This window comes from Microbacterium murale (assembly GCF_030815955.1).
GTDB lineage: Bacteria > Actinomycetota > Actinomycetes > Actinomycetales > Microbacteriaceae > Microbacterium > Microbacterium murale_A.
In genome coordinates this window covers 971,592-995,494 of the sequence record NZ_JAUSXK010000001.1, presented here as the reverse complement: position 1 = coordinate 995,494, position 23,903 = coordinate 971,592, and the positions used below count along the sequence as shown (strand labels likewise).

23 protein-coding genes and 1 tRNA gene are annotated in these 23,903 nt (G+C 66.8%); 19 read left to right on the top strand and 5 right to left on the bottom strand.

What is annotated here, in order from left to right:
* Positions 1–90 precede the first annotated feature (90 nt).
* From QFZ46_RS04910 to QFZ46_RS04900, 3 genes are all read left to right on the top strand, one after another.
* Positions 91–591: an amino-acid N-acetyltransferase gene (locus tag QFZ46_RS04910; protein ID WP_307358914.1), complete on the top strand. Its 501-nt coding sequence runs from the start codon at positions 91–93 to the stop codon at positions 589–591.
* On the top strand, positions 591–1,247 hold the full coding sequence (locus tag QFZ46_RS04905) for a hypothetical protein (RefSeq protein ID WP_307358911.1): 657 nt from the start codon (positions 591–593) through the stop codon (positions 1,245–1,247). The genes QFZ46_RS04910 and QFZ46_RS04905 overlap by 1 nt, the downstream gene beginning before the upstream one ends.
* Positions 1,248–1,540: 293 nt before the next feature.
* Positions 1,541–1,957 (top strand): dehydrogenase, encoded by a 417-nt coding sequence (locus QFZ46_RS04900; RefSeq protein WP_307358908.1) that lies wholly within the window; start codon positions 1,541–1,543, stop codon positions 1,955–1,957.
* A gap of 40 nt (positions 1,958–1,997) precedes the next feature.
* Here the strand turns inward: QFZ46_RS04900 and radA are convergent, their stop codons facing one another.
* Positions 1,998–3,380, bottom strand: a complete 1,383-nt coding sequence (gene radA, locus QFZ46_RS04895) for a DNA repair protein RadA (protein WP_307358905.1) — start codon at positions 3,378–3,380, stop codon at positions 1,998–2,000.
* A gap of 224 nt (positions 3,381–3,604) precedes the next feature.
* Between radA and QFZ46_RS04890 the strand changes: the two genes are divergently transcribed.
* From QFZ46_RS04890 to cydC, 4 genes are read left to right on the top strand one after another with little or no spacing between them, the layout of a single operon-like run.
* Positions 3,605–5,017, top strand: coding sequence for a cytochrome ubiquinol oxidase subunit I (locus QFZ46_RS04890; protein ID WP_307358902.1), 1,413 nt, complete (start codon positions 3,605–3,607; stop codon positions 5,015–5,017).
* Between the two features lie 15 nt (positions 5,018–5,032).
* The gene (gene cydB / locus QFZ46_RS04885) at positions 5,033–6,058 is read left to right on the top strand and encodes a cytochrome d ubiquinol oxidase subunit II (RefSeq protein ID WP_307358898.1); all 1,026 of its coding nucleotides are present in this window, start codon (positions 5,033–5,035) and stop codon (positions 6,056–6,058) included.
* On the top strand, positions 6,055–7,698 hold the full coding sequence (gene cydD / locus QFZ46_RS04880) for a thiol reductant ABC exporter subunit CydD (protein ID WP_307358897.1): 1,644 nt from the start codon (positions 6,055–6,057) through the stop codon (positions 7,696–7,698). The genes cydB and cydD overlap by 4 nt, the downstream gene beginning before the upstream one ends.
* Entirely contained in the window at positions 7,695–9,341 is a 1,647-nt protein-coding gene (gene cydC / locus QFZ46_RS04875; protein ID WP_307358894.1) for a thiol reductant ABC exporter subunit CydC, read from the top strand. The genes cydD and cydC overlap by 4 nt, the downstream gene beginning before the upstream one ends.
* Before the next feature lie 9 nt (positions 9,342–9,350).
* On the opposite strand, the gene QFZ46_RS04870 is transcribed toward cydC, so the two are convergent.
* Complete coding sequence (locus tag QFZ46_RS04870; RefSeq protein ID WP_307358891.1) at positions 9,351–10,127, bottom strand: hypothetical protein; 777 nt, start codon at positions 10,125–10,127, stop codon at positions 9,351–9,353.
* Between the two features lie 115 nt (positions 10,128–10,242).
* Between QFZ46_RS04870 and QFZ46_RS04865 the strand changes: the two genes are divergently transcribed.
* The 3 genes from QFZ46_RS04865 to QFZ46_RS04855 all read left to right on the top strand — a co-directional run bounded on the left by QFZ46_RS04865 (position 10,243) and on the right by QFZ46_RS04855 (position 11,515).
* The gene (locus QFZ46_RS04865) at positions 10,243–10,836 is read left to right on the top strand and encodes a hypothetical protein (RefSeq protein ID WP_307358889.1); all 594 of its coding nucleotides are present in this window, start codon (positions 10,243–10,245) and stop codon (positions 10,834–10,836) included.
* 24 nt (positions 10,837–10,860) lie between these two features.
* Complete coding sequence (locus QFZ46_RS04860) at positions 10,861–11,289, top strand: hypothetical protein (protein ID WP_307358886.1); 429 nt, start codon at positions 10,861–10,863, stop codon at positions 11,287–11,289.
* Between the two features lie 136 nt (positions 11,290–11,425).
* A tRNA-Ser gene (locus tag QFZ46_RS04855) sits at positions 11,426–11,515 on the top strand.
* Positions 11,516–11,750: 235 nt separating this feature from the next.
* On the opposite strand, the gene QFZ46_RS04850 is transcribed toward QFZ46_RS04855, so the two are convergent.
* Positions 11,751–12,056 (bottom strand): NIPSNAP family protein, encoded by a 306-nt coding sequence (locus QFZ46_RS04850; RefSeq protein WP_307358883.1) that lies wholly within the window; start codon positions 12,054–12,056, stop codon positions 11,751–11,753.
* 55 nt (positions 12,057–12,111) lie between these two features.
* Positions 12,112–13,068, bottom strand: coding sequence for a LysR family transcriptional regulator (locus QFZ46_RS04845; RefSeq protein ID WP_307358881.1), 957 nt, complete (start codon positions 13,066–13,068; stop codon positions 12,112–12,114).
* A 141-nt stretch (positions 13,069–13,209) separates the two neighbouring features.
* Between QFZ46_RS04845 and QFZ46_RS04840 the strand changes: the two genes are divergently transcribed.
* The 4 genes from QFZ46_RS04840 (at position 13,210) to QFZ46_RS04825 (ending at position 17,861) form a co-directional block, all read left to right on the top strand.
* Positions 13,210–14,439, top strand: coding sequence for an MFS transporter (locus tag QFZ46_RS04840; protein WP_307358879.1), 1,230 nt, complete (start codon positions 13,210–13,212; stop codon positions 14,437–14,439).
* Positions 14,440–14,441: 2 nt separating this feature from the next.
* Complete coding sequence (locus QFZ46_RS04835) at positions 14,442–15,338, top strand: MBL fold metallo-hydrolase (RefSeq protein ID WP_307358876.1); 897 nt, start codon at positions 14,442–14,444, stop codon at positions 15,336–15,338.
* 60 nt (positions 15,339–15,398) lie between these two features.
* A complete protein-coding gene (locus QFZ46_RS04830; RefSeq protein WP_307358874.1) occupies positions 15,399–16,406 on the top strand; it encodes a fumarylacetoacetate hydrolase family protein in 1,008 nt (335 codons plus the stop codon).
* A gap of 225 nt (positions 16,407–16,631) precedes the next feature.
* A complete protein-coding gene (locus QFZ46_RS04825) occupies positions 16,632–17,861 on the top strand; it encodes an MFS transporter (RefSeq protein ID WP_307358871.1) in 1,230 nt (409 codons plus the stop codon).
* 42 nt (positions 17,862–17,903) lie between these two features.
* Here QFZ46_RS04825 and QFZ46_RS04820 read toward each other — a convergent pair whose 3' ends face one another.
* A complete protein-coding gene (locus QFZ46_RS04820; protein WP_307358869.1) occupies positions 17,904–18,848 on the bottom strand; it encodes a LysR family transcriptional regulator in 945 nt (314 codons plus the stop codon).
* 128 nt (positions 18,849–18,976) lie between these two features.
* Between QFZ46_RS04820 and QFZ46_RS04815 the strand changes: the two genes are divergently transcribed.
* The 5 genes from QFZ46_RS04815 (at position 18,977) to QFZ46_RS04795 (ending at position 23,875) form a co-directional block, all read left to right on the top strand.
* The gene (locus tag QFZ46_RS04815; protein ID WP_307358868.1) at positions 18,977–19,993 is read left to right on the top strand and encodes a VOC family protein; all 1,017 of its coding nucleotides are present in this window, start codon (positions 18,977–18,979) and stop codon (positions 19,991–19,993) included.
* Positions 19,993–20,952 (top strand): fumarylacetoacetate hydrolase family protein, encoded by a 960-nt coding sequence (locus QFZ46_RS04810; RefSeq protein WP_307358866.1) that lies wholly within the window; start codon positions 19,993–19,995, stop codon positions 20,950–20,952. The genes QFZ46_RS04815 and QFZ46_RS04810 overlap by 1 nt, the downstream gene beginning before the upstream one ends.
* A gap of 85 nt (positions 20,953–21,037) precedes the next feature.
* On the top strand, positions 21,038–22,171 hold the full coding sequence (locus tag QFZ46_RS04805) for an FAD-dependent monooxygenase (protein ID WP_307358864.1): 1,134 nt from the start codon (positions 21,038–21,040) through the stop codon (positions 22,169–22,171).
* Positions 22,168–23,187 carry an amidohydrolase family protein gene (locus tag QFZ46_RS04800; RefSeq protein WP_307358862.1) on the top strand — a complete coding sequence of 340 codons (1,020 nt, stop codon included), beginning with the start codon at positions 22,168–22,170 and terminating at the stop codon, positions 23,185–23,187. The genes QFZ46_RS04805 and QFZ46_RS04800 overlap by 4 nt, the downstream gene beginning before the upstream one ends.
* Positions 23,188–23,284: 97 nt before the next feature.
* Positions 23,285–23,875 (top strand): TetR/AcrR family transcriptional regulator, encoded by a 591-nt coding sequence (locus QFZ46_RS04795; RefSeq protein ID WP_307358861.1) that lies wholly within the window; start codon positions 23,285–23,287, stop codon positions 23,873–23,875.
* The last annotated feature ends 28 nt before the right edge of the window (positions 23,876–23,903 follow it).

Sequence of the window (23,903 nt, the reverse complement as noted above, 5' to 3'; positions counted from 1 at the left end):
TGTCGTCTGAGTTTTCCCGTCAGTGGGACGGCGACGGGGCGCCAGCGCGCGAATACGAGGCTGGAGACGCGCCGAGATTAGGCTGGACACGTGAGCGAGTACACCGTCCGCCCGGCGCGCAGCGCCGACATCCTCGGCATCCACACTCTGCTGGAGCCGCTGGTCGAGCGACGGATCCTGCTCGGCAAAGATCTCGCGGTGCTCTACGGCGCTGTGCAGGAGTTCGTCGTCGCAGAGCGTGACGGTGAACTCATCGGATGCGGTGCGCTGCACGTGATGTGGGAGGACCTCGGCGAGGTGCGCACACTGATCGTGCGCGACGACTGGCTGCATCACGGCGTCGGGCGCGCCCTGGTCGAGGGTCTCGAGGATCGGGCGGTCGCGCTGGGACTGCAGCGGTTGTTCTGCCTCACGTTCGAGGTGGAGTTCTTCACCCGTCGCGGTTTCGCACCGATCGGCGAACAGATCGTCGATCCCGACGTGTACTCGCAACTGCTGCGCAGCCCCGACGAGGGCGTCGCAGAGTTCCTCGATCTCGCGCACGTGAAGCCGAACACGCTCGGCAACACGCGCATGCTGAAGCATCTGTGATGGCACGCCGCCGCAAGACCGACGCCGTGTACCGGCGACGCCGTGTCGTCGTCTTCGGCGGTCTGATCATGCTGATCCTCGCGCTGGCCGCGGGTATCTGGCTCGCCATCGCACAGCCGTGGACGGATGCCGGAGCTGAGCCTGCTCCCACGTCGTCGCCGAAGCCGTCGGCGTCGCCCGCTACGGAGACCCCGGCCCCGACGGATACGCCGTCGCCCGAACCGACCGCGGATGAGACTCCGACGGCCGTGCCGTGTCAGGCGGGTGACGTCACCGTCGAAGCCGTCACGGATGCCGACACTTACCCCGCCGGCGCGTTGCCGCAACTGTCCATCTCGCTCACCAACACGGGCGCCTCGGACTGCACGATCGACGTCGGCTCGACAACCCAGGTCTTCACCGTGTCCAGCGGGAGCGACACGTGGTGGCGCTCCACGGATTGCCAGGAGAGCCCGAGCAGCATGGTCGTGACGCTCGCGGCGGGGCAGACCGTGACGAGCGCAACGCCTCTGCAGTGGGACCGCACGCGCTCGGATGTGGCGACGTGCGATCAGGAGAATCGTCCGCGCGCTCCTGGCGGAGGGGCGTCGTACCACGTCGCCGTTTCGATCGGCGGCTTCGAGGGCGCGGAGACGCGACAGATCCTGTTGTACTGAGCGCAAGAACTTCGCATGAGCGTGGAACATCGACCTGGATCCGCAGATCTGGTGCTGACAGCCCCAGTCCTTTGGGATACCATTGACTCGACTCTCGGGATTCTTCGGTGCAGGCCATCCCCAGTGGCGTCGTATTCAGCGTCCCCAGCGCTTCGACACTTCACCGTTCGAGAGTTCGAGGGCCCTTTCGAGTACTCCAGTCCCCAATGGAGGATTCGAGAGGGCCCCAATCGTTTCCGCGTTCGTCGTTCCGCGCGAATCCGCCCGACCATCAAAGTCCTTAGGCTGGATGCATGGCAGCGAAGAAGTCGAAGGCGGCGAGCAAGAAGCCGGCACCGGAGGAGTTCCGCTCCGAAGCGCTCGCACAGGCGCTCGAGAAGCAGGACATGGCGGCGGTCGCGCTCGCGCTGCGCCACGGGACGACGGTCGTGCCGTTGCTGAGATCGGGTGACCGCGACAATCCGCTCGACGGCGGTGAAGTCTGGACGTACCGTGACGAGGCAACTGGAGACGTCGCCCTGCTGCTGTTCAGCGATGCCAAGAACAAGCCGGCGAATCTGCCCCCGGGCGTCGGCATCTACTCGTCGGAATGGCTGCGGGCGTTCTTGACCACGCATCGCGAGACGATCACCACGGTCTTCCTCGACATCGCGGGGCCCCATCCGATGCAGGCACCGCCGGACGAACTGCTCGCCGCACTGGACGCGTGACGCGCTTCCCGCACGATGACGGACGGACGCGGAAGGGGCGTCAGAACGGCGGAAGGTCGTCTTCGCGACGCGGCTTCGCCGGATGCGAGGACCGACTGCGTGATTTCACGTCGTTCAGCGCGGCGTCGAGAGACTTCGAGCGCTCATCGATGACCTGCTCGTAGCCGAGCCTCTTCGCCTCCGACCGCCGTTGCGTGGCCTGGGTCACCGCGCGCACCTCGCCGGCGAGGCTGAGCTCGCCTACTGCAGCGATCGTGCGCGGCACCGAGAACTGCTGGATCGACCCTGCCACGGCGATAGCGATCGCGAGGTCGGCAGCGGGCTCTGTGAACCGCACGCCGCCGACGGTCGACACGTAGACGTCGAGCTTTCCGGTGGGGATACGGCCACGCTTCTCGAGGATCGCCAGCACCATCGCCACGCGTGCCGAGTCGAGCCCTGACACCACTCGACGGGGATTCGGCGCCGTGGACTCCACGGTCAGAGCCTGCACCTCGACCGGCAGGGCGCGGCGGCCCTCCATCGCGATCGCGACGCATGTGCCGGGTTCTGTCGAACCATGACCGAGGAACAGCCCGCTCGGATCCGGCACCTCGGCGATGCCATCGCCGGTCATCTCGAAGCAGCCGACCTCATCGGTCGGGCCGAAACGGTTCTTCAGCGCGCGGATGAACCGCAGTGCGGTCTGCCGATCCCCCTCGAAGTGGCACACGACGTCGACCAGGTGCTCCAGGATGCGGGGACCGGCGACCTGCCCGTCTTTCGTGACATGGCCGACGAGGATGATCGGAAGGCTCCGCTCCTTCGCGACCCGGATCAGGGTGGCTGCGACTTCGCGCACCTGACTGGGCTGACCCGCTGCTCCGTCGGAGAGGGAGGACGCCACGGTCTGCACCGAGTCGACGATCACGAGCTGCGGCTGCACCTCATCGATGTGTCCGAGGATCGTGGCGAGGTCGGTCTCGCTCGCGAGGTACAGCTCATCGTGCAGGGCGCCGGTGCGCTCGGCGCGCAGCCGCACCTGCGCCTGGGACTCCTCTGCGCTCGCGTACAGCACCCGGCGTCCGCCGCGTGCGGCCTGGGCGGCGACCTCCAGGAGCAGCGTGGACTTGCCGACGCCCGGCTCACCGCTGAGCAGTATCGCTGCACCGGGGACGATGCCGCCGCCGAGTACGCGGTCGAACTCGCCCACGCCGCTGGAGCGACGAGGAGTGTCGATCGTGCTGATCTGGGTGATCGGGCGTGCGGCGCGGTCCGCGCCCGGCGTGAGAGGGGTCATCTGCCGCAGGATGCCGGTCTTCGCGGCCTGCTCCTGCACCGTGCCCCACTGCTGGCATTCGCCGCAGCGGCCGGCCCACTTCGAGGTGGTCCACCCGCACTCGGTGCAGACGAACGCGGGCGGAGCGGGGCGACGGGTTGCCATCCTCTCAGGCTAGTCGGGGGATCGGACAGCGGCGCATGCTGCATCTCGATACCTCGCCGCTATCGACCGCATCAGACATCCCTATCGCCCAGAAGCCGATTCTCCCCATATCCCGAACCATCTCACGGGATACTGGATGAAACGCCGATGACGTCTCGTCTGCGGGCCGCTTCCGGCCCACTCCCGGGTGCAGGCAATGCACCTTCGAGAGAAGGAGTCCTCCGATGGAGTGGCTTGATCCACTGGTTCTATCCCGATGGCAGTTCGGTCTCACGACCATCTACCACTACCTGTTCGTGCCCCTCACGATCGGCATGGCCGTCTCGGCCGCGATCTTCCAGACAGCGTGGGTGCGCACCGGCAAGATCCACTACCTGCACCTGACCCGCTTCTTCGGCAAGATCTTCCTCATCAACTTCGCGATGGGCGTGGTGACCGGCATCGTGCAGGAGTTCCAGTTCGGCATGAACTGGTCGGACTACTCCCGCTTCGTCGGGGATGTCTTCGGCGCACCGCTCGCATTCGAGGGGCTGCTGGCCTTCTTCTTCGAGGCGACCTTCATCGGGCTGTGGATCTTCGGCTGGGACAAGCTGCCGCAGAAGCTGCACCTCGCCACCATCTGGTGCGTCTCGATCGGCAGCATCCTGTCGGCGTACTTCATCATCGCCGCCAACGCGTTCATGCAGAACCCGGTCGGCTACGAATACAACCCGGTGACGAACCGCGCCGAACTCGTCGACATCTGGGCGCTCATGACCAATCCGGTCGCCCTCGCCGCGTTCCCTCACACGATCTTCGGCGCGTTCATGTTCGCCGCCGGTGTCATCATCTCGGTGTCGGCATGGCACCTCATGCGCGGCCAGCACCTCGACACGATGCGCATCTCGCTGAAGTTCGGACTGTGGGGGATGCTGGTCTCCACGGCGGGCGTCGCGCTCACCGGCGACCAGCTGGGACTCGCCATGTATGCCGCGCAGCCGATGAAGATGGCGGCGGCCGAGGCGACGTTCAACACCGTCTGCGGGGCCGACGCCTCATTCAGTCTCTTCACGCTCGGTACGCCGGACGGCACCTCCGAACTGTTCTCGATCCGGGTACCGTACCTGCTGTCGCTGTTGTCGACGCACACGCTCGATGCCTGCGTGCACGGCATCAACGACCTCAACGCGGAATACGCGGCGCAGTACGCAGACCTCGGCATCGACAACTTCGCGCCGGTGCTGTGGATCACGTACTGGGCGTTCCGCTGGATGATCGGCCTGGGCATGCTGCACGCGTTCATCGCCCTCGTCGGGCTCTGGGTCACGCGTCGCGGGGCCAAGAAGCCTCCCGCGAAGTGGATGTGGAAGCTCGCGATCTGGTCGTACCCGCTCGCCCTGCTCGCGAACATCGTCGGCTGGGTCTTCACCGAGATGGGCCGTCAGCCCTGGATCGTGTTCGGTTTGATGAGCACGCGCGACGGTGTCTCGCCGGGCACATCGGGGCTCGAGGTGCTGATCTCGCTGATCGCCTTCACCGCGATCTACGCCGCGCTCGCCGTGGTCGAGGTGCGCCTGATCATCCGGGCAGCCCAGAAGGGGCCGGACACGACCGAAACCCACGACGAGGCGGCACCCGCACCGTCGGCCGTGTACTGATCGGAAGGATGCGAAATGGATCTTGCAACGCTCTGGTTCGGCATCATCGCCTTCCTCTTCGTCGGCTACTTCGTGCTCGACGGCTTCGACTTCGGTGTCGGCATGTCACTGCCGTTCCTCGGCGGCGTGGGTAAGAACAGCGACGACGTGACGCGCCGGCAGATCATCAACACGATCGGTCCGGTCTGGGACCTCAACGAGACGTGGCTGATCGTCGCCGGCGCCTGCCTGTTCGCCTCCTTCCCGGAGTGGTACGCGACGCTCTTCAGCGGCTTCTACCTGCCGCTGCTGCTGATCCTGCTCACGCTCATCCTGCGCGGCGTCTCATTCGAGTACCGGCACCAGCGCGACGGACTGCGGTGGAAGCAGGGCTTCGACCGCATGATCATGATCGGCTCGGCCGTGCCCGCGTTCCTCTGGGGCGTCGCTTTCGCGAACATCATCCAGGGCGTGGCCCTGGATGAGCGGCACGTGTTCATCGGGACGGTGTTCGATCTGCTGAATCCGTACGGACTGCTCGGCGGTACTGTCACGCTGCTGCTGTTCTTCACGCACGGCGTCACTTTCGTCGCGCTCAAGACGGACGGTCAGCTGCGGACGGATGCCAGGCGCCTCGCCTTCCGCGCGGGCCTCGTGACGCTGGTCGTCGCGGCGGTCTTCCTCATCTGGACGGTGACTGCGCACTTCTCGATCGCGGTACTCGTGCTTGCGGCGCTCGCCGCGGTGTCGCTGGTGCTGTCGATCGTGTCGAACCTGCGGGGTCGCGAGGGGTGGGCGTTCGGGTTCGGCGCGGCCACCACACTGTTCGCCGTCGTCATGCTGTTCGCCGCGCTCTTCCCGAACGTGATGCCGTCGACGATCGATCCGGCGTACAGCCTCACGATCGAGAATGCGTCGAGCACCGAGTACACGCTGACGATCATGAGCTGGACGGCTCTGGTCGCCCTGCCCCTGGTCCTGCTGTATCAGGGCTGGACATACTGGGTGTTCCGCAAGCGCGTCACTCGCGCATCCATCGAGGGGGCACCGGCGCACGCGTGAAACCCGTCGACCCGAGGCTGCTGCGGTACGCCGGTGCCGCGCGAAGCTTCTTCGTCCTCGCCGCGGCGATCGGCGTGCTGCAGACCGCGGTGGTGATCGCGTTCGCGTGGTTCCTGACGGATGCCATCACGGGAGTGCTGTCCGGGCGCTCGGTCGTGGCGTCACTCGTCTGGCTGCTCGGACTCGCGCTGCTGCGTGGTGCGCTGATCGCGGCATCCGACGCGGCCGGCACGGCGGCTGCGGCTCGCACGGGCATGCAGCTGCGCACCGCACTGATCCGCGCGGTCGGCCGCCTCGGTCCCGGCTGGCTTGCGCAGCGCAATCACGCCTCGCTCGCCGTCACCGCGGGGCACGGACTGGAAGCGCTGGACACCTACTTCTCCCGCTACCTGCCGCAGCTCGTGCTGACCGTGATCGCGACGCCCGTGATCGTGCTGGTGATGTGGTGGCAGGACTGGCCGAGCGGGCTGACTGCGACGATCACTCTGCCGCTGATCCCGCTGTTCCTGATCCTCATCGGTATCGCGACCCGCACGGTGCAGCGCAAGCAGTGGCAGACGCTGCAGCATCTCGCCGCGCGCTTCGCCGACACTGTGCAGGGGCTTTCGACGCTGCGGCTGTTCGGGCGCGACCAGCGAGCCGCGACGCAGATCGGGGTGACGGCCGACCAGTACCGCCGCGAGACGATGAAAGTACTGCGGTTCTCGTTCCTCTCCGGCTTCGCGATGGAGCTGCTCGCGTCGCTCGCCGTCGCCCTGATCGCCGTGGCCGTGGGGTTCCGACTGCTCGCGGGGGAGATGCCGCTGGAGATCGGGCTGTTCGTGCTGCTGCTCGCGCCCGAGGCGTTCCTGCCGATCCGGCAGGTCGGGGTGCAGTTCCACGCCGCATCGGAGGGCGTCGCGGCGACAGAGGACGTGTTCGAGGTGCTCGATGCCGCGGATGCCGGACCTGTGCGCTCGCACAACTCCGGAGCATCTTCGGCGATCGCCGATCTTCCGGCTCCGGAATCCGGAGGATGGGCAGAAGCTCCGGAGTTACGCGTCGTCGACTTCCGGGTCCGCGACCTCCCGCCCGTCTCGTTCGACGCGAAGCCGGGAACGATCACCCTGATCGAGGGGCCGAGCGGCTCAGGGAAGTCCAGCCTGCTCGCTGCCCTGCGCGGCGCAGCCGAGTTCGAGGGCACGGCCACGTTCGCGGGGGACGACGTTCGCACCCTCACCCCCTCCGACTGGCTCGCGTGGGCCGGCCAGGCATCGGGGCTGATGCAGGGCACGATCGCCTCGAACGTGGCGCTGGGCGATCCGGACCCGGATGCTGACAGCATCCGCAAGGCGCTCGACGCCGCATGCGCGGGCGATCTGGATTCCGCGCAGGAGCTCGGCGTGCAGGGGAGCGGGCTGTCCGGTGGACAGGCGCAGCGCGTCGCCGTCGCGCGGGCGCTGTACCGGCACGCAGCCGATCCCGCCCGTGTGCTCATGCTGGATGAGCCCTCGAGCGCGCTGGATGCCGGCACCGAGGCTCGACTGTGGGCAGCGCTGCGCGATCGTGCGGATGCCGGTGCCACGATCCTGCTCGTCTCGCATCGGCGATCGGCGCGGGCGGTCGCCGATGACGTCGTGGCTCTGGCGGTGCGAGTATGACGAACGTCCGGGCTGTTCTCGGTCTCGCCCAGCCGCCGGTGCGTCGGTTCCTGCCAGGACTCATCTGGGGCGTGCTGTCAGCGGCCGCAGCGGTGTCGCTGCTCGCGGTCAGTGGCTGGCTGATCGTCAGCGCCTCGATCGTCGACTCGCTCGTGCCGTTGTCCATCGCTGTGGTCGGCGTGCGCTTCTTCGCCGTATCGCGTGCGGTGTTCCGCTATCTGGAGCGGCTCTCGGGACACGATGCGGCGCTGCGCCAGCTCGCGACGACCCGTTCCGACATGGTGCGCAGGCTCGTCCCGCTCTCACCCGCCGGCCTCGGACGCACTGATCGAGGACAAGTGCTGTCGGCACTCGTCGACGACGTCGAGAATCTTCAGAATCTGCCGCTGCGCGTGGTGCAGCCGGTTGCGGTCGCTGCCGTCGTCGCGATCGGGGCCGTCGGCTTCATCGCCTTCATCTCACCGATTGCCGCTCTCACGCTCGCGGTGTGCCTCATCGTCGCCGCGGTCGTCGCGATCGGACTGGGCTGGATCTTCGGTTCTCGCGCCGAAGCGCGCGTGTCGATGCAGCGTGCGGAGCTCTCGGCATCCCTCGTCGACTATCTCGGGAGCCTGGATGTGCTCCTCGCATACGGTGCCGAGCCGCAGGCGCACGAGCGCATCCAGCGCGCAGATGCGATGCTGCGACGCACCGTCACGCGCGCGTCACTGGCGCAGGCGGTCGCGGCAGGCGTACTGTCCGTGCTCGCGGGAGCCGCATCGGTGTGGGCGCTGGCGGCGGCATCCCCCGGCCTTGCGACGGGCACGATCGACGGACCGTGGCTGGCGGTGGTCGTTCTTGTGCCGATGGTGGTGTTCGAGGTGTTCGGCGCGGTGCCGATCGCTGCGGCTTCTTGGCGGAGTGTGCGCGCGAGCGCCGAGCGCATCGTCGATGTGCTGCCCGCGGCCGTGCCGGACGAGCTGCGTTCGGATGCCGGATCGGATGATGCTCCGACAAGCACGGCGCTGCGACTGCGCGACGTGCGCACGTCGTGGCCCGGCGGCGCACCAGCGCTTCTCGATGTCTCGCTGGAGGTCGCACCGGGGGAGCGGGTGCTGGTGTCGGGCCCGAGCGGCGCGGGCAAGAGCTCGCTGGCGGCCGTGCTGGTCGGCTTCCTCAGATCAGAGGGCGAGTTCACGGTCGGTGGGACGGATGCCGCGAGGTTGTCGGGCCCTGCTCTTCGGCGCATCATCGGCCTGTGCGAGCAGAGTCCGCAGCTGTTCGACGAGGACATTCGTCAGAATCTGCTGTTCGCCCGCGACGATGCGTCGGATGACGAGCTGATGGCCGTGCTCGATCGGGTGGGGCTCGGTGAGTGGGTGCAGGAACGCGGGGGACTGGACGCGCGGGTCGGCGACCGCGGCGCGCTGGTGTCGGGTGGTCAGGCCCAGCGGATCGCTCTCGCGCGGGCGCTGCTGCGCGGATTCCCGGTGCTCGTGCTGGATGAGCCGACAGCCGGGGTCGATCCGGAGGCATCCGATGCGCTGCTGCGCGATCTGCTGGGTGCTGCCGGCGATCAGTCGGTACTGCTGATCTCGCACGTCGAGCCGCCGGCGGGAACGGTGGATCGGGTCGTGCGGATCGAGGGCGGGCGCACGGTCTGAGCCATGCCCTCAGCCGTAAAGGTCGGCGGGCGGCTCCATCACGATGCCCTGTGCTTCGAACGCCTTGCGACGCTCCTCGATGCGCCGGTGCATCTCGACCTGAGCCTCATCGACCAGCTGCGGGTCGAGCGCGACGCTCTGCGGATGCTGATCGCCGTGGTTCTGCTCGATGTAGGCGTCGAGCTCGGGGCCGGACGTCCATGACGTGATGAGGGAATAGCGAGGAGCAGGGCCGCGGTGCCACACGGCGTGCCAGAAGCGCTGGGTGTCGACGATGATCCGGCTGCCCGCAGGCAGCGGCAGCCGCACTTCGGTGCTGGGGTCGAAGCGGTCCTCGCGCAGGATGAGGAGCGAGTCCGGGTCGTCGGTGAGATTGAACCAGGCGCGGACGACCCAGCCGTCGCCGTCTTCATTCATGCGGTTGTTGTCGTCCTGATGCAGGTTGTAGATCGCGTCGGCGTAGGTGTTGGGCTGCAACTCGATCACCCGGCAGCGGCCGACGTTCGCGCCCGGCTCTTGCGCTCGTCGGACGAGGTTCGGCGCCTTCTCGACCTGGGACGGGATCCAGACGCCGTCCTTGTCGGTGCGCGGGGGTGTGTGGTTCCAGAAGCCGTTGCACTCGACGTCGCCGGCGTAGCTCGCGAGAGGTGCGAACCGTGTGATGCCGGAGGATCGCCAGCCGACGTATTCGAGGTCCAGCCACTCCGCGGGGTCGGCCGCCTGGCCGTATCGGTCGAGGGCGACGTATCCCGTCTCCTGCAGCGCCGATGACGTGATGAAGCTCATGTGGTGAACCTTTCCGGGCCGGCGTCTCCGTCCGCTCGTAAGGCCATCCTAACCAGCGGGCGTCGACGGCGCAGGATGCCGCGGCTGACGCCACCCGGGCGGATACCCTGGATGCATGACTCAGCCGCAGGGCGCCCTCCTCGTGGGCAGCGTGAACTACGACGACGCCGAGACCACGATGCGCACGGCGGCGGCGCTGTTGGGTGATCGGCTCACGCGCATCCCCGACGGTGAGGTCGGCAAGCGGTTCCACTGGATCATGTTCCAGCCCGACGTGCTGGGCGAGGCCGTCGGCATCGAGCGGGTGGGCGAAGAGCCGATCCCGTTCAAGGCGGGGCTGGATGCGCGTCCGCTTCGCATCGCCGACGGCGTGGACGCGGCAGGCATCGTGCTGCCGCCCCTCGGATATGCGGATGCCGCGATCGAGTCGTATGCGGTGTTCACGAGGTTGCGCGACGAAGGCGCCGTGCCCGCCGGCATCCGTTTCCAGGTGTCGCTGCCGACTCCGGTCGCGATCATCTCGTCGTTCTTCTCCGGTGATGACCGTGCGGCGTTCGAGCCGGTGTACACGGCGGCGATGCTGCGTGAACTCGACGAGATCGTGGCGGCGGTGCCGCACGACGATCTTGCGGTGCAGTGGGATGTCGCCAGCGAGATGGGCATCATCGAACATGCTGCCGGATACGGCAAGGTGATGGATGCGTGGTGAGAGGGCGACCCCTTCGATGGACTGGTGGCGCGGCTCGCCGTGCTCGTGGACGCGGTGCCGACCGACGTCGAGGTCGGTGTGCACCTCTGCTACGGCGACGCAGGGGAGAAGCACTTCTTCGAGCCGACGGATGCTGGAACCCTCGTCCGCTACGCGAACGCGGTGGTCGCGGCATCCGCCCGCGAGCTGAGCTGGCTGCACCTGCCGGTGCCCATCGCGCGCGACGACGCGGAGTACTTCGCGCCGCTCGCGTCGCTGGCGCCGGTCGCTGAACTGTACCTGGGGCTCGTGCATCGGGAGGATGGCGCCGAGGGGGCGCAGCGGCGGATCGCCGCGGCATCCGCTGTCGTCCCCGTGTTCGGCGTGGCGACGGAGTGCGGCATCGGACGCGCGCCGGAGGGAACCACCGAGGGCATCTTGCGCACCCACGCCGAGGTCGCCGCCGCCTGGTGAAGACCGGCCGCTCCGCGAGAATTGATTTGCAGCATGAGACTTGCGCTCCCAGGCCCCTTCTCATGCTGCAAATGCAGTCTCGCGCCCCGAACGCGCCGATTCGCGCGTAGGCCCGTCGTCGCGTAAACTCTTCCGCGGTGACGTGTCCGAGCGGCCGAAGGTGCAACACTCGAAATGTTGTGTAGGTTCACCCCTACCGTGGGTTCAAATCCCACCGTCACCGCCATGGAAACCCCCGAGAAATCGGGGGTTTCTTCGTGTGCGTGGCGGGGCAGCGCCGGGCTGCAGGCGGTCTTGCTCGCGGGGGCAGAGGTCTCGCACTACGAGCTGCTCCCATGGAACGCCTCCCCGTGGTGAGCTGCACACACCGCGACCGATGTGCGCAGCGGGAAGTCACTCAGGGCATCGGCCCAGGCAGCGCCCGCATCGCAGCTCCGGTCGGCCATGCATGATGGGCGATCTCATTCGAAGACCGGGCTGAGGAAGCGGCGCTCGTAGCGGCGGATGCACTGCGTCCTGCGTGCGAACTCGAACGCCTCCACGCATTCGGGATCCGTTTTCGACGCCGTGCGATAGGTCTCGTAATCCGCCAAGGATGGGAACGTGAACAGTGCGAACGCTTCGTCGTTGTCGCCTTCGCTCGGCATGAAGTAGCCGTGGTGGGTTCCGCCGTGCTTCGCCACCAATCGGATCCACGTCTGTCCGTACTCGGTGAAATCGTCCAGTTTGTCCGGGTCGATCTCGTAGCGCAGGTGAATGGTGATCATGTCGATCATCCTCTCAGAGACCCGCGGTCGCGATTGGCGCCCGCGCGACAAGCGATCAGTCAACGTGCTGAGCATGGGAGAGGATTCGCGGCGACGGACCGCTCGGCTCTCGTGAAAGCGAACCGACAGTTCGGGTGAGAGCGTCCCGGAGCCACGCGATCGCAGGATCATCCTCGTCGCGCGGATGCCAGTAAACGCATTCGGTCATCGGCAGCGTCATATCCTCGGGCAACTCGAACACTGAGAGATGAAGAGTACGAGATGCCTTGGCCGCCAGCATCCGCGGAACCATCGCGACCATGTCGGTGCCCGAAACGAGCAGCGGTAGCGCGGCAAGGCCGAACAGCCGGGCTCCGATGATGTAATCGACTCCGGCTCGGCGCAGCACATCCTGCACGCTGTCGTGGTCGGGGTCGTTGAGGTACGCGAGGGCATGCGGCACGGAGGAGAGGTCTGAAACGGTCGGATCGGACCGGGACAGTGCTGCGTTGTCCGGATCGGCGATGAGTACGAAGTCGTCGGTGAAGAGCTCTCTGCTGCGGCCGGGAAGGTTGAACCCGACCGGCCCGACGATGAGATCGAGATGGCTGTAGGGGGCGAGCGTCCCGTCCCTCACCGGTTGGGGCGCGAAGTCGACCGATGCCCGGGGCGCGTCCTGGGAGATGGTTCGTAGCAGTGGACCAGCGAGGATCGCCGTCATGTAGTCGGTCGCTCCGATGACGAATCGGCGCTCGGTGCGAGACGGATCGAAGCTGAGTTTGCGGTCCACGACCGGTGTGAGCTCCGCGACCGCGTGTGTCACCGCTGGCAGCAGGTCGCGGGCGAACGGGGTGAGTTGCATGATTCGGCCGGTGCGTACCAGGAGGTCATCGTCGTAGTGGCGACGCAGCCGGGCCAGCGCCGCCGAGGTCGCGGGCTGGCTCAGATGCAGGCGCGCCGCTGCCCGAGTGACGTTGCGCTCCTCCAGCAGCACCAACAGTGGTCTCAAGAGATTCAAGTCGAAAGCTGCCACGGGTCTCCTCGGTAGTATCCACGCGATGGATATGAACCATGAAAAGGACGGGATTGCATGAATAGTACCCGGCTGTGACGATTGAGCTTCGCGCGACCCGAGCGTCGGAGCGCGACCTTCAATGTCGAAAGAGGAACGCACATGACGCAGTCACAGACCCTGGAAGATAAGGTCGTGGTCCCGCCGAAGGGCGAGTTCAGGCGAGGATGGCCGACCCTCGTCTTCAGCACGATCGGCGCCGGCGTCGGTCTGAGCGCGCTGGGGTACATTCTTGGCACCCTTGTCGTCCCACTCCAGGAGGAGTTCGGATGGGGACGCGGCGAGATCAACCTCGCATCTCTCGTCAGCTCGCTCGGTCTGGCTGCTGCTCTTCCGTTCGTGGGCAAACTGCTTGATCGTTTCGGGGTCAAGCGGGTCGCTCTGATCTCGATACCGCTCTTCGTCGTCGTACTGACTCTGCTGAGCGTCCTGACCTCGAGCCTGATGACGTTCCTCGCGTTCTACGCCATGGCGGGATTCCTGGGCGCTGGCACGTCCGCCGTGACGTATTCGAAGGCGGTCGTCGAGAAGTTCAACAAGAACCGCGGCATCGCGCTGGGAATCGTCGCGGGTGGGCTCGGGACAGCAGGTCTGCTCCTGCCGCCGCTCATGGGCATCGTGATCGCCAATGGTGGCTGGCGTGCTGCATACCTGACGATGGCAGTGCTGGCTGCGTTGCCATTCGTTCTCGTATTCTTCGCCCGGTTGAGCGCGCCATCCGCCGTCGTCGCAATCGACCGCACGACTCTTCCCGGCCTCACGTTGCGCACCGCAGTTCGCCGACGCGAGTTCTGGAGCCTGTGCGTCGTCTTCTTCCTGCTGGGCTGGGCGCTGCTGACGATGATCCCGCACTTCGTGCCCCTTCTCATCGACTCCGGCGTCGACCCTGTCCGGGCGGCATTCCTGTCATCGCTCGTCGGTGTCGGCACCGTGATCGCCCGCCCGGTGATCGGCTGGCTCTTCGATCGCTTCAACGCGATCTACATCGCCGTTCCGCTGTTCGCCGCTGCCGCGCTGGGATGCCTGCTGCTCCTGTGGGCCGGCCCCGGTGCAGCACCGTTGACCGCCCTCCTCATCGGCATCGGGTTCGGCGCTGAGATCGACCTGATGTCCTATCTCAGCTCGCGATACTTCGGCCCGCGCGCGTTCGGTGCGTTGTACAGCATCGTCTACAGCGTGTTCATGATCGGCAGCGCCTTCGGGCCCGTGATGGCAGGCTTCGCGTTCGACGCCACCGGCACCTACAGCATCCCCCTCATCGTCGCCGCGTCGATGATGGCGGTCGCCGCAGTCGTGCTCTTGACTCTGCCTCGCTTCAGTAAGGACTCCTGATCGTGACCGCGACCCCGAGCATGCAGGAACTCGCATCGGGAGTGTGGGCGTACGTCCAGCCCGACGGAGGCTGGATGATCAACAACATGGGCGTGATCCTCGGGTCGAGTGGCGCGACGAGCGTCGACGCGACATCGACGGAACGACGCACCCGCGACTACCTGCGCGCCATCGGACGGGTATCCGAGGCGCCGGTGAAGCGGGTGGTGCTCACCCACTCGCACCCGGACCACTGCAACGGCACCTCCTTGATACCCGACGCCGAGATCATCGCCCACCGCAACGTCGTCGACGACCTGCAGCGACCGCATGCGCTTGCCCCGCACATCTTCCAGTCTTTCGAGCAGGGCGCGATCGAACCGCGCATCCCGACCCTCGTCTTCGAAGACACTGTGACCATCGACCCGGGCGGGCGACGTATCGAGGTGCGCCACCCCGGAGGGCCCGCACACACCCGCGGTGACGCGTACGTATGGCTCCCCGACGAGCGTGTGCTTTTCACGGGGGACCTGGTCTTTCACGGTGGGACGCCGTTCGCGCTGTCTGGTTCGCCTGCGGGGTGGCTACGTGCCATCGAGCAGATGGCGGTCCTCGACCCGGAGGTCGTCGTTCCCGGGCACGGGCCGGTGGGCGGTCCGGAGCTCTTCGGGCCGGTCGCCGACTACCTGCACTTCCTCATCGACGCGGCGACCGAAGCCCGCGACCGTGATCTGACGCCGTTGGAGGCAGCTCGCGCCCTCGACCTCGCCCGGTTCGGCGATCTCATGGAACAGGAGCGCATCGTCGGAAACCTCCATCGCGCTGTCGCAGAGCTCGACGGGGTCGAACCGGACTTCGCGAGAGCCTGGCAGGACATGTACGAGTACAACGGAATGCGGCCTCTTGCCTGCCATGCCTGAGGATTTCGCCGCCGCCCAAGAGACACAGCAACCCCCCGCAGATCGAATGGAGATGTCGGCATGAGAATCGCGCGCTGGACGCACAACGGACACGTCGGTGAGGGGTTCGTCATCGACGACCGCGTGATCGGATTCGCGGATGGGGAATCAGTAACCGAGATCCTCGCGCGTGGCCTTGAGGGAGCGCGGGAAGCGCAGGAGCGGGTCCTTCACCAGCTGCGAGAGTCGGAAGCCCCGGCTCTGCTGCTTGCGGACGTCGCACTTCTCGCCCCGCTCGTGCCCGCCTCCATCCGGGACTTCGTCGCCTTCGAAGAGCACGTCGAGGGAGTCTCCGCCGGGGTGGAAGGCAAGAGTCACGTCGCCCCGGAGTGGTACGAGGCTCCGACGTTCTACTTCACCAACCCGCACACAGTCCACGCTCCGGGTCAAGAACTGCGACCACCTGTCACCGAACGACTGGACTTCGAACTCGAACTGGCGGCGATCATCGGTGCTGCACCTGCAGTGGGGGAGTCGAATCTCACCGCCACGGATGCCGCATCCGTCATCTTCGGCTACACGATCATGAACGACTGGTCGGCCCGCGATCTTCAAGCCCGAGAGATGCAGGTGAGGCTTGGTCCAGCCAAGGGCAAAGACTTCGGTACCGTGCTGGGGCCATGGATCGTCACCGCGGACGAATTCGAGCAATACCTCGACGAAGAGGGTTTCCTTCAGCTCCGTGCCGAAGTCCGGGTCAACGGCGAGCTGCTCGGCGAGGACCTCATCTCGAACATGGGATGGCCGTTTCCTGAGCTCGTCGCCTACGCGTCGAGAAACTCGCGAGTGATCTCCGGCGATGTCCTGGGATCGGGAACAGTGGGCAATGGCGGATGCCTCGGTGAGCTGTGGGGGCGCAACCAGGGGCTCGTTCCGCCTCCGCTGAAGGAGGGCGACGTCGTCGCTATGTCGATCGAGGGCATCGGCGACCTCGTCAATCGTGTCGGTGCGCCACAGGCTGCACCTGAGCTCCCGCCTGCGCGACGCCGAACGCGCCAGCGCCACCGCACCCACCGCGGGACCGCCTGACCCGATCGTCGCGCGGAGGCAGACGCGAAGAACAGATGACTTCGCATTTCGTGCAGCGTATCGACACTGTCGATGGTGCGCATAAGCGATATCCCGTTTCCGGATGCGTCCGCCTCCTGTCTGCTGGAAGTGCCTCGCATCCGACGAGGCCGCGTGGCTCCGGGCGGAGCATTCGCGAATCGGCGTGCTCGATGAAGAGCGCGCTGCCCCCCCCAAGGAGGTTCGATGACGAACGTCACTGTAGACAACCAGGAGAGCACGCCGCTGCGGCGGGCGGGCGGTTGGCAGGCGGTCTTGCTGCTCGCTGGCAGCTGCATGCCCGTTCTCGGTTCGGTGCTGATCACCCCGGTGCTGCCGCAGCTGTCGGCCCATTTCGCCGATGTGCCCGCATCCGAGATCCTCGTGCCGATGATCGTGGCGATCCCCGCGCTCATCATCGCGATCTTCGCGCCGTTCGCCGGGCAGATCGTCGACCGGCTGGGTCGAAAGATGCTGCTCATCATCGCGATGCTCGCATACGCGGTCGTGGGTACGGCCCCGGCGTGGCTCGAGGGGCTACCGGAGATTCTGCTGAGCCGCGTGCTGGTCGGTGTGTGCGAGGCGGCGATCATGACTGTGTGCACCACGCTCATCGTCGACTACTTCCATGAGGAGCATCGACGCAACAAGTATCTGGGGCTGCAGACGGTGACCACCACTCTCGCCGCCACCGTCTTCATCGCCCTGGGTGGCGCGCTCGGCGTCGGCGGCTGGCACACCCCGTTCTGGGTGTATGCCGTGAGCATCGTGATCGCGGTGCCGATGATCTTCTCGCTCTGGGAGCCCACGCCGGCGGAGGCCGGCGACACACGCGTGGACGTCGTGGCGAGAACGCGGATCCCGTGGCGTCGCATCGCCGCCCCGCTCGTGGTCACGCTCTTCGGCGGGTTCACGTTCTACGTGATCATCATCGAGGCCAGCTACCTCGTCGTCGGTACAGGTGTCGCCCCGACGGACACGGCCACGATCGGGCTCGTGGCTGCGGTCGCATCGCTGGCCACCGCGATCGGCGGCCTGATATTCGCACGTCTGCGACGGTTGCGGGCGGGGAGTCTGACACCCGTCGCCTTCGGATTGCAGGCGGTCGGGATGCTGATCATCTGGGTCGTCCCCGGCCTTGCGGGAGTCATCATCGGGGCTGTCGTCGCCTCCTTCGGCGCGGGGCTGCTCCTTCCGTCCCTCGTGACATGGGTCGTGGCCTCGACGACCTTCGAGGACCGCGGCCGGGTGGCAGGGTGGTGGACTGCTGCGTTCTTCCTGGGCCAGTTCCTCACGCCGATCCTGATGGGCGCCATCAGTGCAGCTGTCGGCGGCCTGTCGGTCGCCGTCGGCATCGTGGGCATCGCCGCCGCCGTCGTCGCCGTACCGGCATGGTTCGCGACGCGTCGCACGGGAGCATCCGTCCCGTCCGTATGAGGCACGAGGGGCCGGGATCGTCGAGATCCCGGCCCCTCGTGTTCACGGCGAGGTTGGTGGATCGTGCATCGCACGGCCCTGTGCGGCCTCCGCGAACAGCCCACGCATCCAAGTGTGCTCGGGATCGCGATCATGCACCGGATGCCACCACATCGCGTTGAGCACGGGGGTGGCATCGAACGGCGGTTCGTAGAGGGTGATCCCACCGCTGCCGAGTGCCGCATCGGCAAGGCCGGACTGGATCAGGCCCAGTCGATCCGTGCCCGCGATGAAGCGCGGCAGTGCGACGAAGCTCTCCACGACTGCGTCGATGTGCGGCTCGATTCCCAGTTGTTGAAGCTGCCGACTGGCAGAGGTGAACGCGGTGCGCGACTGGTAGGTGAAGACCCAACGCGAGCGCGACATGAGGTCCATCGTGAGTCCCTCGGCCGCGCGCTCGTTCGTGTCGGAGGCGACGATGAGCCAGCGATCCCGCCATAGGTCGAGGTATGGCAGATCTGTCAGGAAGCCGTGCGGGATGAGGAGCCCATCGACAGATCTCAATCGGGTGTCGAGCTCGTCGATGACCGTCGGCGAATGCAACATGAAGCGGAATCTCACGCCGGGTGCGCGCTCCGCCGCGAGCGCGGACACTGCGGCGCCGATCGTCGCGAAGGCGTAGTCGGACCCGTAGATGGAGAACTCGCGGGCAGAATGCTCGGGCGTCCAGTCAGCATGGGTGTCGAACACCCGCCGGGCGGATTCGAGGGCGGTGGAGGTGTGATCGGTCAGCCGGATCGCGAGCGCGGTGAGCTCGTAGGCGTTACCGCGTCGAGCCAGCAGTGGATCGTTGAAGTGCGTGCGCAAGCGCGCGAGCGACGCGCTCAATGCCGGTTGGCTCAGATGCAGTCGCTCAGCCGCTTTGGTCACACTGCGCTCCGTGAGCAGCGCGTCGAGGGCGACGAGGAGATTGAGATCCAGTCGGGATAGCGGAGGGCGCTCGGGCATTGCGGTTCTCCCTGTGACCGTGCAGGTCATAAACGACATCTATGTCGGGGATAGCTAACCACGGATTCCCTGATGCGCAACGTCCGCGCAGAGTGGACCTCAGAGAAAGCCCCTTGGAAGGATCGAAGATGATCAAGCTGCTGTCCCATCTGTCGTACGTCGCGATCACCTCGCCAGACGTCGAGGCGTCCGTCGCGTTCTACGAGTCCCAGGTCGGACTGACCGTCGTCGATCGCGTCGACGAAGCCGTCTATCTCCGCTGCTGGGGCGACTATTACAGGTACTCCGTCGTCGTCCTGCCCGGCGACGAGCCGTCGTTGTCGACCATGGCGTGGCGTACCTCGAGTGCCGCCGCGCTGGAGGAGGCCGCAGCCCGCATCGAGGCCGCGGGCATCCAGGGCGAATGGTTCGACGGCCCTGCCATCGGCCGCGCCTACCGCTTCACCGGACCGTGGGGGCACAACATGACCCTGCACTGGGACGTCGAGCGCCATCAGGCTCCCGAACAGGCCGCGTCGATCTACCCCGACCGGCCGGAGAAGCGCAGCAAAGTCGCCGGCGCGCCACGCCAGCTCGATCACGTCACGATCGCGACGAGCGACGTCGACGCGTTCGCCGCGTGGTACAACGAGGTGCTCGGCTTCCGCATCATGGCCAAGACCGTCCTCGACGAGGCGCCGATCTCCGTTTTCTCCGTGCTCACCACGAACGAGAAGTCGCATGACCTCGGGGTCGTGCTGGATGGCTCGACGAGGGCAGGACGCATCAATCATTACGCGTTCTGGGTCGACACCCGTGAGGAGCTGCTCATCGCTGCGGACGTGCTCATGGAGAACGGATACCCGATCGAGTACGGACCGTCGATCCATGGCATCGGCGAACAGACGTTCCTCTACTACCGCGAGCCTTCGAGCCTGCGGATCGAGCTGAACACGGGCGGCTACCGCAACTACGTGCCGGACTGGGAGCCCAACACCTGGAAGCCCTCGCTCGGTTCGAACAACTTGTACCGCAACGGCGCGATGCCGATGTCGATGACCGAGTCGTTCCCAGCAGCCGACGGCCCGAGCGCCACGGAGGAAGGCGTACCGGACGAGATCAAGGACGCCTTGTTCAACCCGTACGCCAAGCAGGGGCGCGGCTGATGCCGCTTGACGCGCCGTTCGCGCTGGCCCGATTCCGCAACGGCGAAGACGCGTGCCTCGGCCTGGTCGCAGGCGAGCGCATTCGGGCTCTCGACACCGAGAGCCTCGGGGCCGCCGACCTCAATGACTTCCTCGGGGCACCCGACTGGAATCGACTCGCGGCACTGGTCGCGACCGACAGCGGGGCGTGGACGGATCTGGCCGATGTCACGCTGACGGCACCGGTGCAACCGCGCCAGGTGCTGCAGACGGGGGCGAACTATCGCCAGCATGTCATCGAGCTGGTCGCCGCGGGTCTGACACAGAACTCCGATCGCACGCCGGAGGAGGCTCGGGAGTCCGCGGCGAAGATGATGGATGAGCGCGCCGCGCACGGCGAGCCGTACTTCTTCATCGGGATGCCCGCCTGCGTCGTTGGCGATGACGTTCCCCTCGCCCTGCCCGCCTACAGCTCGGTGCACGACTGGGAACTGGAGCTTGCGATTGTGATCGGCCGCGAGGCGTTCCGCGCGTCGCGGGAAGACGCGATGGATCATGTCGCCGGCTACACGATCGTCAACGACATCACCACACGCGACCTGGTGTTCCGCAAGGACATGAAGGAGATCGGCACCGACTGGTACCGCGCCAAGAACGCACCCGGGTTCCTGCCCACAGGCCCGTTCCTGGTGCCTGCGCCCTTCGTGGACGAGGGCGACCTCGGGCTCCGCCTCGAACTCAACGGTCAGGTGATGCAGGACGGGAACACCAGCGATCTGCTGTTCGACATCGCCGCGCTCGTCTCGGGCGCGAGCCAGACGATGCCGCTGCTTCCCGGAGACCTGCTGCTCACCGGCAGCCCCGCGGGCAACGGCCAGCATTGGAAGCGGTTCCTGCGCGACGGCGATGTGATGACCGGCTCGATCAGCGGACTGGGTGCCCAGGTTGTGCGCTGCGTCGCGGAAGAGGCCGGTCGGTGAGCGGGCGCAGCGAGATAGACCGTTCGTCGGAGAATCCCGCCGTCTTCTGACATTCGCACTCGTTCAAGAACAGAGAGGTTCTGACATGACCGCAGTCCACAAGGTCGCCGTCGCCGGCAGCGGCGTGGCGGCGATGGCCGCCGCCATCCAACTCGCGAAGGCCGGTGTCGAGGTCGACGTGTTCGAGGTGAAATCGGAGTTGAGTGCGCTCGGCTCCGGCATCTCCCTGCAGGGTAACGCGCTGCGCGTGTTCGATGCCCTCGGCGTCTGGGAGGACGTTCGGGCGGCCGGCTACCCCTTCGAAGGCCTGAACCTCCGGGCTCCGGGACTCGGAGCGCCGATCGTCGCCGAGCTTCCCGATGTGAAGACCGGCGGTCCCGACTACCCGGCCGGAATGGGGATGCCTCGTCCCGAACTCGCCCGCATCCTGCACGAGCACGCCGCGAAGGAAGGGGTGCGCGTGCACTTCGGATCGGGAGTGACCGGACTGGATTCTCGCGTCGATGGCGTCGAGGTGTTCGTGAACGACGAGTCCGCCGGGACGTTCGATCTGCTCATCGGCGCCGATGGGCTCAACTCGAGAGTCCGTACCCTGATCGGCATCGACACCGCGCCCCAGCCGACCGGCATGGGCATCTGGCGCTCGTTCGTGTCGCGACCCGACGACGTGGTCCGCAGCGAGCTGTACTACGGCGGCCCGGTCTACATCGCGGGCTATACCCCGACGGGCGAGGACTCGATGTACGCGTTCCTCGTCGAGAAGGCCCAGGACCGCAGCGCTGTCACCGACGCGCAAGCCGTCGAGATCATGCAGGGCGAGTCGATGGCCTACCAGGGGCCGTGGGAGTCGATCCGCGCCGATCTCTCGGCCGGCGCGCACGTGAACTACACGTGGTTCACCTCCCACATCGTGCCCGCGCCGTGGAACCGCGGTCGCGTCGTCATCATCGGTGATGCCGCGCACAGCTGCCCCCCGACGATCGCACAGGGGGCGGCTCAGGCGCTCGAGGACGCCTTCGTCCTCACGGAACTCCTCGTCTCCCGGGATGAGGTCGATCAGCAACTGTGGGACGAGTTCCACGCCCGGCGGCTGCCTCGCGCCCAGGCGGTGGTGGAGGCATCCGTCCAACTCGGTCAGTGGCAGCTCGACGGAGTCCGAGATGCCGACGTGCCCGGCCTCATGTTCGGCATCGCGCACCGCATGGCGGAGCCGGCATGACTGCTCCGGACGAGCGGATGCCGGTCACGGATGTCCACGCGCACCTCCTGCTGCCCGGCCTCCATGCCGAGGTCGAGCGCCGAGACTCCGCAGGCGTGGGGAACGCCGCGGCCCTCGATCTGCGCCGCAACGGAGCGGAGAGCCAGGCGGTGTCGGGGCCGATGGTGGGCGCCCGCATCCCGAAGCTCACTCAGGTCGGGGTTCGGCTGGCGTCGATGGATGCCCAGGGGGTCGACCGGCAGTGGGTCAGCGTCTCGCCGAATCACTTCTACCCCTGGGCGAACGAGCAGTTGGCGGTGTGGATCGCACAGGAGACGAACCGTCTGGTCGCTGAGCACGTCGCCGCCGCGCCCGACCGCCTCACCGGACTCGGCGTCGTGCCCCTGCAACACCCCTCGCGCATTCTCGAATGCGTCGACGATGCGGTACTCGGTCGAGGTCTCGCTGGCGTGGAGATCTCATCGTTCGCGGGCGATGTCGAACTGTCCGACCCGCGACTCGAGCCGTTCTGGTCACGGGCCGAGGAGCTCGGCGCGGTGGTCTTCCTCCATCCGTTCGGGTGCAGTCTGGATGAGCGCCTCGATCGCTTCTATCTCGCCAACACCGTCGGCCAGCCGGTCGAGAACGCAGTCGCGCTGTCGCACCTGATCTTCGCAGGAGTGCTGGACCGTCACCCCGACCTCAAACTGGTCGTCGCGCATGGTGGCGGGTATCTGCCGACCGCGATCGGACGTTCCGATCACGCCTGGCGCGTGCGCCCGGATGCCCACGGATGCGCCCACCCGCCGTCGAGCTACCTGCGTCACATCTGGTTCGACACTGTCGTGCACGACCCTCTGGCCCTTCGCCATCTCATCGAGGTCGTCGGCGCATCCCAGGTGGTGCTGGGCAGCGACTTCCCGTTCGACATGGGCCTGGACGATCCCGTCGGGACCGTGCGCGGCGCCGGCCTGTCCGACGACGTCGCTCGTCGGATCCTCTCCGAGAATGCCGCCGCGCTCCTCGAAGCCGGGTGAAGACACGAGGAATGCACGCCGGCGTCAACGAGATTCCGTGACCCAAGACCGTCGCAAGATTTTACAGACAGGTGTGCGAAAAGTGTAGGATGCTGGCATGCAGAGCGGCACACCGTCGAGAGCGGTCGATCCTCGCCCGGCCCGCACCCGGGCTTCGATCTACGCGGCGGTGGCGGAGTTGGCGCTCGAACCTGAGCAGGGCGTCTCGGTCAACGCGATCCTTCGCATGTCGGGCGTGAGCCGCAGCGGTTTCTACGCCCACTTCACGGGTCTCGATGACCTGCTCGTCGCGATGGTCACCGAGGCGTACCGCGACATCGCCGCGACGTACAAAGCCGCCAGTGTTGCTGACCCCGCGGGGGCGGCACGTCGAGCGCAAGAGCAGCTCGTCGCGTTCATCAGCGAGCGGCGCGCTTTTCTTCGCGCGTCGCTCGAATGGCCGGTCGGCTCCCGCGCCCATGAGGTGATAACCCAGGCGTACGCAGAGGGCGTCCGCGACGCGATCGTGGCTAGAGGGGATGCCGCTCCGTCCGGGATCGACCTCGACGACATGGCCACTTTCATCGCCGGCGGGGCAATCGCGATGCTGACGAGATGGATCCGCGAAGGGGACGACAGCGTCCCGCAGAGCCTGTTGGTCGATCGACTTCTCGCTGTCCTTCCCGAATGGCTCATCGGCTCGGGTTGAGCTCGATCAAGAACCTCTCCGCACTCTT